The organism is Alphaproteobacteria bacterium (assembly GCA_015231795.1).
Classification (GTDB): Bacteria; Pseudomonadota; Alphaproteobacteria; order Rhodospirillales; family WMHbin7; genus WMHbin7.
The window spans coordinates 26,208-38,657 of the sequence record JADGAX010000011.1; the positions used below are offsets into that span (position 1 = coordinate 26,208).

Genomic DNA, 12,450 nt, shown 5'->3' on the forward strand with positions numbered 1-12,450 from the left:
GCTTACGTCTCCCGGTCGGGGGATTGAATTCCAGATTGTCTGTGGAAGGACGGCTTAAACGTCTTCGTCATCGTCGACATGATCAATCGTGTTCAGCTCGTCCTGTAACGTTTTCAAGGCTTCCCAGGTTTCGTCGCTGGCCTGTTCGCCCAAACGGCGCTCAGCCTCGACAATCGCCTGGACTATTTCGGGGCGGCGCAGCCGTCCCAACGCGTGCAGCATCCCTTTTTTCGCTTCGTCTCGCCCGGCTCCTGCCTTGGCAAAACGCGCCAGTGTCGTACGCAGCAACGAATCGACGGCCTCTTTGCACCCGTGGGCTTCTAGGTGGTGCCTGAGAGCGTCGGAATCAAGGCCGGGACTTTGAGCGAGGAGGTTTAGAACCTCCTGGCGAAGCCTGTCAAGGGCTGGATCGGAAAAGGTCAGGTGGCCGAGCGCTTCGGCGGCCTCGTCGATCAGGTCAGGATGGCTGATCAGACAGGCCAAAAGCAGACGTTCCAGCTTGGGTTCGGGGGCCGAAGGCTGGGCCAGGGGCGAGCTGCGGGGTGGAAACTGCGAAAAATTGTCTTTTCCTTTGAATGACTTGCCGCGCGGGGGGCGCGGCGGAAAGAAAAGGTTGCGCAATCTGGCCCGGATGTCGCCCCGGTAGTGATATTGCACCTGCTGGTCCTGAATCTGGCGGGTTTGCTCCTCCAGGCGCTTTTCCAGGGCGGCGCGGCGCTCGGGCGTGTCGATCGGGTGGGATTGGGTTTCAGTTATCCACAGGCGTTCGAGCAGGGACTGGGCGCCGCCTAAGATAGCCTCCATTCCCTGCGCCCCTTGTTTGGCGACCAGCGTGTCGGGGTCCTCGCCCTCGGGCAGGGTGGCGAAACGCAGGCTTAGGCCCGGTTTCAGCAGCGGCAAGGCGCGTTCCAGCGCCCGCCCGGCCGCCCTTTGGCCAGCGCCGTCGCCGTCGAAACATAAAATGGGTTCCGGGGCCAGACGCCACATTTCCTCGATCTGGGCTTCGGTCAGCGCCGTGCCCAGGGGAGCCACGGCCTGATCCAGACCGGCTTGATGCAGCGCGATGACGTCCATATAGCCCTCGACCGCGATCAGACGCCCGGTGGCCCTGGCTCCTTCCCTGGCCTGGGCCAGGGCGTAAAGCTGGCGCCCCTTGTGGAACAGGGGTGTTTCCGGCGAGTTCAGATATTTCGGCTCGCCCGCCCCCATGATGCGCCCGCCGAAGGCGACCACCCGGCCCCGCTTGTCGGTGATGGGAAACATCACACGGCCCCGAAAGCGGCCATAAGGCTCGCGCCCGCCATCTTCCGGCTGGATCAACAGGCCCGCTTCGATCAGCATTTCCTTGGTGATGGTTTCACCCAGTAAAGCCACCTTCAACTCGTTGCGGTCTTCGGGCGCAAAACCCAGGCGGAAGCGGGCGATGGTTTCGTCGGTCAGGCCACGGCCCTTCAGATAGGCCAGCGCCTCGCGGCCCTGGGGGCTTCTGAGATGGGCTTCGAAATGCCTGCAGGCCAGTTCCATGACCTCATAAAGCGAGGCTTCGCGCTTGGCCTGTTCGCGCTCTTCCGGCGAAGCCTTGGGCACTTCCATGCCCGCTTCGCCCGCCAGCCGCTCGACGGCTTCGGGGAAGGGTAGGCCCCCGGCGCGCATCGTAAAGCCGATCACGTCGCCATGCGCCCCGCAACCAAAGCAGTGATAGAAGCCCTTTTCGTCGGAAACCGAAAAGCTGGGGGTTTTTTCGTTGTGGAAGGGGCAGCAGCCCCATTGTTCGCGTCCCTTGCGCGTCAGCTTGACCTTGCGCCCCACCACCTCGGTGATCGACAGGCGAGAGCGCAATTCCTCGAGGAAGCGGGGCGGGAAGGACATGGCCCTCAGCTTAAACGAACGTTCAAAAGCTGCAAACGCCCTTCACGCGGGCAAGGCCCGCGCGGCGATCGAAGGTCAAGACAAAAGACTTTTTACCAGTCCGCTGGCCTTGCCGAAATCCATTTGGCCGGCATGGCGCTCGCGAAGCGCCGTCATGACCTTGCCCATGTCCTTCAGTCCCTTGGCCTCGACATCGGCCATCACCGCCTTGATGGCGGCGTCGGTTTCCTCGGCGCTCATCTGGCGAGGCAGAAAGCGCTCGATGACGACGATTTCCTCCTGCTCCTGCTGGGCCAGTTCCAAGCGCCCGCCTTGTTCGTAAAGCGTGATGCTTTCCTTGCGCTGCTTGATCATGGATTGCAACATGCCCAGGATCTCGTCTTCGGAAATGCCGTCCATATTGCCCTTCGAACGCGCCGCGATATCGCGGTCTTTCAAGGCGGCCAGGATCAGGCGCACCGTCGAGACCGCCCTGGCTTCCTTGGCCAACATGGCGGTTTTCAGTGCTTCGTTCAAAGCCGTGCGCAGCATGGCAATTCCCTTAGTCCATGAAGAAACTGTGAAAGCGGGACGTTATCTTGCCTTGCGGCCGGGCGCAAGATTTGATTAGTTCATTGAATTAGAACGATAATATATCTTGATCCGGGGCTTGACCGACTTGTCATGCCTCTGTAAAAGAGGCGCAACGGACATTCACGAAGCGAACTCGCTGCCAAGACCGCACAGCCATCTGGCCGGAGCGGCGCATACTTGCAGCCGGGTCTTTTGCTTAGGCGAAGGAAAAACATGAGCGACATCGCCCCTCCCAACCCGGCCACGGACAGGATGACCGGGGCATTGGTGTTGGCCGACGGAACGGTTTTCTGGGGCAGGGGCATCGGCGCCGTGGGCCATAAGGTGGGCGAGGTCTGCTTCAACACCGCGATGACCGGCTACCAGGAAACATTGACCGACCCTTCCTATGCCGGGCAGATCATCACCTTTACCTTTCCGCATATCGGCAATGTGGGCGCCAATGCCGAGGATATCGAAACCCTGAATCCGGCGGCGCGCGGGCTGGTGATCAAGGCCGACATCACCGAACCTGCCAATTGGCGTTCGGCCCAGCATCTCGATGCTTGGCTGAAATCGCACGACATCCCAGGCATTTGCGGCATTGATACGCGCCAACTGACGAGGCGCATCCGCGATCTGGGCGCTCCCAACGGCGTCATCGTGCATGCGCCCGAAGGCAAGATCGACGCCGCCAAATATCTGGCCTTGGCCAACGATTGGCCGGGCTTGGAGGGCATGGATCTGGCCAAGGACGTCACCTGCCGCCAAAGCTATTCCTGGGACGAATCGGCCTGGGTGCTGGGCCAAGGCTACGGTCGGCAGGCCGACCCTAAATTCCATGTCGTGGCGTTGGATTACGGCGCCAAACGCAATATCTTGCGCTGCTTGGCGGAATCCGGCTGCAAGGTGACCGTGTTGCCCGCCCAAAGCAGTTTCGAAGACATCATGCGCCATCAGCCCGACGGCGTGTTCTTGTCGAACGGTCCTGGCGATCCGGCGGCCACGGGCAAATATGCCGTGCCGGTGATCAAGCAGGTCGTTGAATCGGGCACGCCCCTGTTCGGCATTTGTCTGGGTCATCAAATGCTGGGCTTGGCGCTGGGCGGCAAGACCCGCAAGATGGGGCTTGGACATCGCGGCGCCAATCATCCGGTCAAAGACCTGGCCACCGGCAAGGTGGAAATCACCAGCCAGAATCACGGCTTCATGGTGGATGAAGACAGCCTGCCCAAGAGCGTTTCCGTCACCCATCGCTCGCTGTTCGACGGCTCGGTCGAGGGGTTGAAGTTGGAAGGCAAGCCGGTCTTCTCGGTGCAGTACCATCCCGAAGCCTCGCCCGGCCCCAAGGACAGCCATTACCTGTTCGCCCGCTTCGTCGAGATGATGGGGAAGCGGTAGGGTTTACGCCGCCTTCTTGACCTTGGGCGAGGGGATGGCGGCGATGATCTTGGCCATTTTCTGCTTGGCCTTCCACAAATCATGGGCGGTTTGCATATTCAACCATAGGTCAGGGCCGTTTCCGCAGAACTTGCCTAGGCGCAGCGCCATCTCGGGCGAGATCGAGGCGCTTTCAGCAAGAATGCGGTGCAGGGTCTGGCGGGCCACGCCCAGCTTTTGCGCCGCTTCGGTCACCGAAAGCCCTAGGGCAGGCAACACTTCCTCGCGCAGCAGAACACCGGGATGGGTCGGGCAGCGTTTGGGGCGGCGCGTGACGAAATACTCGCGTGCTGCTTTCTTCATGTTGGCCTCCTAATGGTACTGCTCCAAGTCGATCCGCAGCGCATCGCCGTCTTCCCACTCGAACGTTAGACACCATGGGCCATTTACATGAACTGTATAGCGCTTCGGCATTCCTTGTAGACCGTGGAAATTGAAGCCGGGCAAATTCATGTCTTCAGGCTTTTGGGCTTGATCGAGGGCATCCAATCTAAGAAGAAGACGTTTTCTTAGGGCGGGCGCGACTTTCGCGCTCTGCCCTTCCATGAACAATTCTTCCAAACCCTTGTGCCTGAAGCTGCGAATCATGGATTACTGTAACGCATGACGCGACAGATGGCAATTGGTCTCGCTCACATCCCCTGGCTGGTCAGCACGCGGTCGGGCGGCGGGAAGCCGTCCCAGAAGGCTTTGATGTTCACGATCACCTTCTCGCCCATGTCGGCGCGGCTTTCGATCGTGGCCGAGGCCAGATGCGGCAGCAGCACCACATTGTCGAGCGCCAGCAGCTTCGGATTCACCGCAGGCTCGTGCTCGAAAACGTCCAGTCCGGCGCCCGCCAATTCGCCTTTGATCAGCATGCGGGTCAGCGTGTCTTCGTCCACCACCTCGCCTCTCGAGACATTGACCAGATAGGCGTGTGGTTGCAGCAGCTTCAGTCGTCTGGCCGACAACAGGTGATAGGTCGAAGGTGTGTGCGGACAATGGATCGAGACGATGTCCATGCGGGCCAGCATCTGGTCCAGGCTTTCCCACCAGGTGGCTTCCAATTCGGCCTCGATCTCGGGATGAACGCGGTTGCGGTTGTGGTAGTGCACCGAGATGCCGAAACCCTTGGCGCGTCTGGCCACCGCCTGGCCGATGCGCCCCAGGCCGATGATGCCCAGACGTTTGCCCCAAATGCGGTGGCCCAGCATGAAGGTGGGACTCCAGCCGTCCCACTTGCCCGATCGCATCAGGCGCTCGCCCTCGGCCAGACGCCTAGGCACCGACAAGATCAAGGCCATCGTCATGTCGGCCGTGTCCTCGGTCAGCACATCGGGCGTGTTGGTGACCAGGATGCCCTTCTCATGGGCCTTCAATAGGTCGATATGGTCGATGCCGGTGCCATAATTGGCGATCAGGCGCAGATTTGGCCCGGCGGCTTCCAGAATTCCGGCGTCCAGCCGGTCCGTCACCGTGGGGACCAGAACATCGGCTTCCTGCATGGCCCGGATCAGTTCGGCCTTGCCCAGGGCCTGTCCGGTCAGATTCAGGCGCAAGTCGAACAATTCCATCATCCGGGTTTCCACGGAGGCGGGCAGCTTGCGGGTGACGACGACGATAGGGCGCTTGGGCAACATAGGCATCTCCCTGAAAAGCCTTCTTAAGGGCTATATAGGGATAATCTAAGCCTAAATCTTGACTCTCTGGAAGAAGGGACGGCTATTATGGCCCCTGTCCTGAAACCGGGGGGAGCGCAGGGTCCTCAGTGCCTATGCCGTCGCGACGATTATTGTTCATTGTTTTGCTGGCGCTAGCCGTCATGGCGGGAATATCGGTTCCCGCCCTGGCGCAGCAATCGGCCAGCGGCTTGCCCTTGCCGCGTTTCGTGTCTTTGCGGGCGGAAGAGGTCAATTTGCGCACCGGACCCGGCGTGCGCTATCCCATCGAATGGGTGATCACCAAGCGCGAACTGCCGGTTGAGATCATTGCCGAGTTCGATACCTGGCGTAAAATCCGCGATGCCCAGGGCACCGATGGCTGGGTGCATCAAACCATGCTGACCGGCAGGCGCACCATGCTGGTGATCGGCAACGGCATCCGCAAGCTAAGGCGTTCCGACTCCGACGAAGCGGCGCCCCTGGCCAATGTCGAATCTGGGGTCATCGGTCGCCTGCTGCAATGTCCCCGCAACAGTCAATTCTGCCGCGTCGAAGTCGATGGATATCAAGGCTGGCTGAAACGCGATGAATTCTGGGGCGTCTATTCTGGCGAATATATAGAATAGCTTGATAAATAACTTGGTGTGATTGTCGTCACTTTCAGCTTGTGACTTGGATCACTTCGAAGATCCTCGGAACCTGCGAGAATTCTCCTCAGTTCCAAGAGACAAGGCTTTCGGAAGTTTCCGTCCTCCAACGATCCGAAAGCCCGGAACCGCAAAGCCGCCGGAAGTCCTACCGGCGGTTTTCGCTTTTTATGCCCTGATGACCTTGACTTCGATGTCCAGATTCAAGCCGCTCCAAGCCCGGTCGGCGGTCAGGGCGGGAACCTGAAGCGAGCGCGCCAAAGCCAAGCAAGCGCGGTCCCCCAAAGAAAGCCCCGCATGGCGAGTAAAGGGAAGCAAGGCGGCTGTGGCCAACGCCAGATTATCGTCGAAGGCAACGACCCGAAGAGGCAGGCCAGTCAATATTGATCGCGCCGTTTCTTCGGGCATGCCGATGCGGATGAGCACGCATGCTGTCTCGGACAGGTTGACGGCGGAGATCACCGCCTCGCCTAGGTAGGCCAGAACAACGTCGGCGCCCGGTTCATCGTTCAGGAAAGCCAGCAGAGCCGAGGCATCGAGAACCGTTTCAGCCACGAAGCTGTTCCTCGCGACGTTCGGCGATCAACTGGTCGGCCAGCGACGATTGGCCTTTGGCATAGCGTTTGACGGCATCCTTGGCCCGTTGGATGGACTTCTCGACGCTTAGAATGTGCAATTCGTCACCATCGACGCGCAGCATCACGTCGTCGCCGGGTTTGATGCCCATGGCCTTTCGGAAACTGGCAGGGATCACCAGCCGTCCACTTTCGCCAAGTCGCGCCATTGTTTCGTTCATTCGCCACACTCCATGAATAATGGCGGAATGTTAGCATATTGGCGCAAATTGGTCCAGATGGCTGGAGCTAGAGGTTATCCGTCTTGGCCCATAGTTTCTGCATCCAGAACCACTGTTCGGGGCGTTCCTTGATCCAAACTTCGAACTGGCTGGCCACTTGCTGGGTTAAGACCTGCAGCACGTCATGCGTGGCGTCGCCCTTTTGCGGTTCGATGGGTTGGGCCAGGGTGGCGCGGAAATGCGCCCCGCTGATGCGCTCCATGCGCGTGCAGATGATGGGGGCGCCAAAGCGCCTGGCCAGCAGGGCCGCCGTATGGGCGATGCGCGCCTGGCCGCCCAAAAGATCGACCGGCAATGTGTCGGAATAGCGATGATCGGTCAAAAAGCCGATATAGCCGCCCTTGGACAGATGGCGCATCACATCGCGCATGCCGACATGGCTTTTGGCGATATAGGTGACGCCCTTGGTGGGCCTTAACTGCTGAACCAAGTCGCGCACATGGGGATTGTTGGGGGCGCGGTAGAGCAGCAGGATATGGCCGCCCAACCGGTCCATGACCAGGGGGAACAGTTCCCAATTGCCCAAATGGGCCGCCACGAAGACGCAACCTTTGCCCAGCGATTTGACGCGGTCGAAATTTTCCGCGCCGGCAATCTGGATGCGTTCCGGATCGTCGGCCAGCCTGCGCAGATGGGGATATTCGAAAACCACCCGGCCCAGATTAGCCCAGATGGCGGGCAGCAGGCGCTTGGCTTCGTCTTCTGGGAAAACCCGCATCAGATTGCCAAGCGCTACTTGGCTTGGCCTGCCTGCCAGGGGGCCAAGGCGCGACATCAGCTTGGCCCCGAGATTCGACGAGGCGTCCAGGCTAAGCGGTCGAAGGCCGCCAATCAGAGTTCGAAGGCCCAGCTCTTCCAGCCGGTAACGAAAAGAACGAAAATCCGCCATGCTGCCTACCGGATCATCCCCACCAAGGTCTTGATGGTGTTCTCGGCCCCCTGGGCGATCTGGCCGATAGTGGCGTCCAGCATGTAACAAGGGCTGGTTGCCAGCTTGAGAACGGGGTCCACCACCACCTCGCCATGGCCGCGGGCATGATGCTTTCCGCCCATTTTCTCAATGGCTTGCGCGGTTGAGGCGTCATCGCCGATGGTCACGTCGCCGCCATGCAGGATGCGAGCTATCAGGGCCGGGGCGATGCACAGGGCGCCAATCGGCTTTTCGGCCGCATGCATCGATTTGACCGCCTTCTCGACATCCGGGTCGACGGCGCAATCGGGGCCGTCAAAGGCGAAACCGCACAAATTCTTGGCCGCCCCGAAGCCGCCCGGAAAGACCAGGGCGTCGAATTGGGCGGCGTCGAAGGCGCTGAGAGGGGCGATTTTGCCCCTCGCGATCCTGGCCGATTCGGCCAGAACATTGCGGGTTTCCTGACTTTCCTGGCCGGTCAGATGGTTCACCACATGATGTTGGGCGATGTCGGGCGCAAAGCAGGCATAGCTGCCGCCCAGCCTGTCGATGGCCAGAAGCGTCAGCACCGCTTCGTGGATTTCCGCCCCGTCATAGACCCCGCAGCCTGACAGCACGACGGCAAAGGCTGGTTTCTTGCTCATGAAAGCCTCCCCGGCTGAAATTTGCAGGCTGAGAAAAGCATGTTCCCCCGCCAAAAAGCAAGGGTCCGGGCTTGTTTGGGGGGGAGTCTGGCTCTATAAACCCCGCATGCGCATCGTCATGGTCGATGATTCAGTTCCCTTCGACGGCTACACCTCGGGCCACCAGCCTTTGGGCGGGGCCGAAAAGGCGTTTGCGTCGCTGGCTTCCGCTTTGGCGATGAAGGGCCACGAGGTTCGGGCCTTTAACCGTTGCCGCTTCAAGATGACCATCGAAGGCGCCAAATGGGAGCCATGGGAACAGCCCAGGCCCTTCGATGCCGATCTCTTGATCGCCTGGCGCAAGCTGGGCCTGTTGACCTCGGTGCGCCAAGCCGCCAAGCGCCTGCTGTGGGTGGCGGCCAGCCCTGGTTATCTGGAACGCCCGGCCAACCGCGAAATGATCGAATCGACCGGCGCCAAACTGGTCTTTCAAAGCAAGGCCCAACTGGCCGGGTTCAAAAGCTGGAAAGGGGCCGGCGGAGCCGTTATCGCGCCCGGCGTGCGCTCGGAATATCAGTACGAAGCCGCCATTCAGCCCGTTCAGCCGCCGCTGGCCATTTGCACCACCCATCCTCTGCACGGCATGGACTGGTTGTTGGACCTGTGGCCGAAGGTGCGCGCCAGGGTGCCCGAGGCCAGGCTGGCCCTCTATTCGGCGGCGCTCGACAAGGGGCGCCAGGGCGCCGATGTACCCCCAGACATACGCCCCATCCTGGACAAGGCCGTGGGGTTGGAATGCCAGGGCGTGGTGATAGAACGTCCGTTGGGCGATCACGATATGCCAAGCGTTTGGCGCCAGGCGCGCGTGCATCTGTTTCCCGGCCATGCCGATGACTGGCTGGCGACCACGCTTTCGGAATCGCAGGCTTCGGGCATTCCCGGCGTCGCCAGGCCCCTGGGCGCAGCACCCGAGCGCTTGCAAGACGGGCAGACGGGGCAACTGGTTCCCGATGCCGACGCCTTCGCCAACGTCGCCGCCGAAATCATGAGCAACGATCAATTGTTCTGGTCGATGAGCCGGGACGCCAAGATCCATCAGGCCGGTCGCGGCTGGGACGTGGCGGCGACCGAGGTCGAGGCCTTGGCGAAATGAGAATCCTGTTCATCACAGCGACGCGCATCGGCGATGCCGTGCTTTCCACCGGTCTGCTGGATCATCTGATCCGACAGCATCCCGAAGCCAGGGTGACGGTGGCCTGCGGACCCGATGCCGCCCCCCTGTTCGCCGAGATGCCCAATCTGGACCGCCTGATCCCCATGCCCAAGGAACGCTGGTCGATGCATTGGGTGCGCCTGTGGTGGGCTTGCGTGAACATCCACTGGGATCTGGTGGTGGATTTGCGCAAGTCGGTGGTGGCTTACATTTTGTCATCGACCAATCGTTACACCCTGGCCAACAGCAAGGAACCCGTGCATCGGGTGCGCCTGATCGCCGATGTCATGGGTCTGCCCGAAACGCCGATGCCGCACATCTGGATCAAGGACGAACGCAGGGTCGAAGCAGCCGGGTTGCTGCCCAACCGCCGCCCGGTTCTGGCCGTGGGGCCAACCACCAATTGGGTGGCCAAGACCTGGCGGGCCGAGAATTTCGTGGCGTTGATCGAACGCTTGACGGGTCCATCGGGCATCTTGCCCGGAGCGCAGGTGGCGGTTTTCGGAGCGCCCCATGAGCGGCACCAGGCCCAGCCGGTGATCGACGCCTTGCCCGCAGATCAGGTGATCGATCTGGTGGGCAAGATCGATCTGCTGACCGTTTACGCCTGCCTGGAGCGCTGCGCCTTCTATGTCGGCAACGATTCGGCCCTGATGCATCTGGCCGCTGCGTCAGGCATTCCCACCCTGGGGCTGTTCGGCCCCAGTTCGGAAGTTTTCTATGCGCCCTGGGGCTGGTATGCCGCCGTGGCCCGCACGCAAGAATCCTTCGACACCATCTTTCCGAAAGACTTCGACCACCGCAGTTCCGGCACGTTGATGGATAGCCTGACCGTCGACGCGGCGGAAGGCGAAGCCAGAAGGCTGTGGGCGCGGGCGACTGCGAGGGCGGCATGACCAAACCCAGCCTGTCCGCAGTGGTCAGCGTGAAGAACGAAGAACGCCAATTGGCGGATTGCCTAGCTTGTTTGAAATTCGCCGACGAAATCGTGGTGCTGCTCGACAAATGCACCGACGGCTCGAAGGCGATCGCAAAAACATTCACTGACCGGGTGATCGAGGGCGACTGGGCGAAGGAAGGCGAACGCCGGAACGCCGCCATCGCGGCCTGCGCCAAAGATTGGGTGCTGGAAGTCGATGCCGACGAACGGGTGACAGAGGCCCTGGCCCGCGAAATCCGCGCCATCATCGAAGCCACGCCCTTCGACTGGCACGAAATTCCGGTCGACAATTACGTGGGCGCGCGCTTGGTGCGTCATGGCTGGGGAGCCTCTTTCGGCAAGGCGGCCTATCCCGGCTTGTTCAAGCGGGGCGTCAAAACCTGGGGGCCTGAGCGCGTGCATCCGTCGCTTTCCTGGCGCGGACGCAAGGGGCCAATGCTGAAGGAACGGCTGGTGCATTACGTGGACCGCAATCTGTCCGACATGCTCAAGCGCCTGGACAGTTATTCTACCGCCAAGGCCAAGGACCTGCGAGACAAGGGCGAAACCTGGGGCGGCACGGGTCGCAATGTCGTTCGTTTTCTGTCGCGCTTCTTCAAATGCTATGTCAGGCGCAAGGGATATCGCGAAGGCGGCTATGGGCTGATGGTCGCCTTGTGCGCGGGCCTCTATCCGCTGGTGTCGCATCTGAAGGCCAAACTGGAGAAAGAGTAATGGCGCGCATTTTGATGGCCGATGATGGAATCGCCTTTGACGGCACGACGCCCGAGAAGGGGCCGTTGGGCGGCGCCGAAAGCTCCTTCGTCAATCTGGCCGAAACCTTGGCCCAGCGCGGCCATTCGGTCGAGGTGCGCAACAAATGCGAGCGCGACATTGATCACAAGGGCGTCGCCTGGCGCAGGATCGATCAGCCCTGGCCGGAAACCGCCGACCTCTATGTCGCCAATCGGGGCGACAAAATGATCCTGCGCATGCCTGGTGCACGCAAAACCATTTTCTGGACCCACAATCCCGCCACTTACATGATGAAGTGGCGCTATTTGTGGAAGATGGCCGTCAAGCGTCCTGACATCGTTTTTATCGGCACCTATCACGCCACCACCTATCCGGCCTGGGCGCCGGGCGGCAAGCGGGTGGTCATTCCTTACGGCATTCCCGAGATGTTCCGTTCCGCCGAACCCGGCAGGGAAGTGCCGCCGCCCAGAGCGGTCTTTACCTCCAATCCGCTGCGCTCATTGGATTGGCTACTCGACTTGTGGGCCAATCGGATTCAGCCCAAGGTGCCGACTGCTGAGTTGCATGTTTTTTCGGGCGCCGCCACCTATGGATCGGTGGGTGATTCGAAAGCCGACGCCATGCAAAAGGTGCTGGCCAGGGCGCAATCCTTGAAGGAGAAGGGCGTGGTATTGCGCGGCCCGGTTCCCAAGGCACAATTGGTCGATGAATTCAGAACCGCGCGTTGTCTGCTTTACAAGGGCGACATCAACGAAACCTTCTGTCTGGCCGTGGGCGAAGCCCAGGCCATGGGTGTGCCCGCCGTGGTGCAGCCCATCGGTTCGGTGGTGGAGCGGGTGGTGGATGGCCGCACGGGCCATATCGCCGCCAGCGACGAGGCTTTCGCCGATGCCGCTGTCAAGCTCTTGGCGGATGAGGCGCATTGGCGCACACTGCACGATGGCGCGTTGGCGCTGCAGCGGCGCTGGGGCTGGCAAGATGCCGCCCAGGCTTTCGAATCTTTGCTGCCGTAAAGGGGATAA

At 61.0% G+C, this 12,450-nt stretch carries 15 protein-coding genes; 6 read left to right on the plus strand and 9 right to left on the minus strand.

What is annotated here, in order from left to right:
- Positions 1-54: 54 nt before the first annotated feature.
- Entirely contained in the window at positions 55-1,869 is a 1,815-nt protein-coding gene (locus HQL44_16355) for a DNA primase (protein MBF0270156.1), read from the minus strand.
- 75 nt (positions 1,870-1,944) lie between these two features.
- Positions 1,945-2,400, minus strand: coding sequence for a GatB/YqeY domain-containing protein (locus HQL44_16360; GenBank protein MBF0270157.1), 456 nt, complete (start codon positions 2,398-2,400; stop codon positions 1,945-1,947).
- Between the two features lie 255 nt (positions 2,401-2,655).
- Here HQL44_16360 and carA point away from each other — a divergent pair, with 255 nt between their 5' ends.
- A complete protein-coding gene (gene carA / locus HQL44_16365) occupies positions 2,656-3,822 on the plus strand; it encodes a glutamine-hydrolyzing carbamoyl-phosphate synthase small subunit (protein MBF0270158.1) in 1,167 nt (388 codons plus the stop codon).
- A gap of 3 nt (positions 3,823-3,825) precedes the next feature.
- Here the strand turns inward: carA and HQL44_16370 are convergent, their stop codons facing one another.
- From HQL44_16370 to HQL44_16380, 3 genes are read right to left on the minus strand one after another with little or no spacing between them, the layout of a single operon-like run.
- Entirely contained in the window at positions 3,826-4,164 is a 339-nt protein-coding gene (locus tag HQL44_16370; protein ID MBF0270159.1) for a HigA family addiction module antidote protein, read from the minus strand.
- 9 nt (positions 4,165-4,173) lie between these two features.
- Entirely contained in the window at positions 4,174-4,449 is a 276-nt protein-coding gene (locus HQL44_16375; protein MBF0270160.1) for a type II toxin-antitoxin system RelE/ParE family toxin, read from the minus strand.
- A 44-nt stretch (positions 4,450-4,493) separates the two neighbouring features.
- Positions 4,494-5,483, minus strand: a complete 990-nt coding sequence (locus tag HQL44_16380) for a D-glycerate dehydrogenase (GenBank protein ID MBF0270161.1) — start codon at positions 5,481-5,483, stop codon at positions 4,494-4,496.
- A gap of 134 nt (positions 5,484-5,617) precedes the next feature.
- Between HQL44_16380 and HQL44_16385 the strand changes: the two genes are divergently transcribed.
- Positions 5,618-6,130 carry a hypothetical protein gene (locus HQL44_16385; protein ID MBF0270162.1) on the plus strand — a complete coding sequence of 171 codons (513 nt, stop codon included), beginning with the start codon at positions 5,618-5,620 and terminating at the stop codon, positions 6,128-6,130.
- Positions 6,131-6,319: 189 nt separating this feature from the next.
- Here HQL44_16385 and HQL44_16390 read toward each other — a convergent pair whose 3' ends face one another.
- From HQL44_16390 to elbB, 4 genes are all read right to left on the minus strand, one after another.
- Positions 6,320-6,706 (minus strand): type II toxin-antitoxin system VapC family toxin, encoded by a 387-nt coding sequence (locus tag HQL44_16390; protein MBF0270163.1) that lies wholly within the window; start codon positions 6,704-6,706, stop codon positions 6,320-6,322.
- Positions 6,699-6,947, minus strand: coding sequence for an AbrB/MazE/SpoVT family DNA-binding domain-containing protein (locus HQL44_16395; GenBank protein MBF0270164.1), 249 nt, complete (start codon positions 6,945-6,947; stop codon positions 6,699-6,701). The genes HQL44_16390 and HQL44_16395 overlap by 8 nt, the downstream gene beginning before the upstream one ends.
- Before the next feature lie 67 nt (positions 6,948-7,014).
- The gene (locus tag HQL44_16400; protein MBF0270165.1) at positions 7,015-7,896 is read right to left on the minus strand and encodes a lauroyl acyltransferase; all 882 of its coding nucleotides are present in this window, start codon (positions 7,894-7,896) and stop codon (positions 7,015-7,017) included.
- Positions 7,897-7,901: 5 nt separating this feature from the next.
- Entirely contained in the window at positions 7,902-8,561 is a 660-nt protein-coding gene (gene elbB, locus HQL44_16405; protein MBF0270166.1) for an isoprenoid biosynthesis glyoxalase ElbB, read from the minus strand.
- 106 nt (positions 8,562-8,667) lie between these two features.
- Here elbB and HQL44_16410 point away from each other — a divergent pair, with 106 nt between their 5' ends.
- Genes HQL44_16410 through HQL44_16425 form a run of 4 tightly spaced genes read left to right on the plus strand, consistent with a single transcriptional unit; the run spans position 8,668 to position 12,441 of the window.
- Positions 8,668-9,693, plus strand: coding sequence for a glycosyltransferase (locus HQL44_16410; protein ID MBF0270167.1), 1,026 nt, complete (start codon positions 8,668-8,670; stop codon positions 9,691-9,693).
- Complete coding sequence (locus HQL44_16415; GenBank protein MBF0270168.1) at positions 9,690-10,649, plus strand: glycosyltransferase family 9 protein; 960 nt, start codon at positions 9,690-9,692, stop codon at positions 10,647-10,649. The genes HQL44_16410 and HQL44_16415 overlap by 4 nt, the downstream gene beginning before the upstream one ends.
- Complete coding sequence (locus HQL44_16420) at positions 10,646-11,407, plus strand: glycosyltransferase family 2 protein (protein MBF0270169.1); 762 nt, start codon at positions 10,646-10,648, stop codon at positions 11,405-11,407. Before HQL44_16415 ends, HQL44_16420 begins: the two co-directional genes overlap by 4 nt.
- Entirely contained in the window at positions 11,407-12,441 is a 1,035-nt protein-coding gene (locus tag HQL44_16425) for a glycosyltransferase family 4 protein (protein ID MBF0270170.1), read from the plus strand. The genes HQL44_16420 and HQL44_16425 overlap by 1 nt, the downstream gene beginning before the upstream one ends.
- The last annotated feature ends 9 nt before the right edge of the window (positions 12,442-12,450 follow it).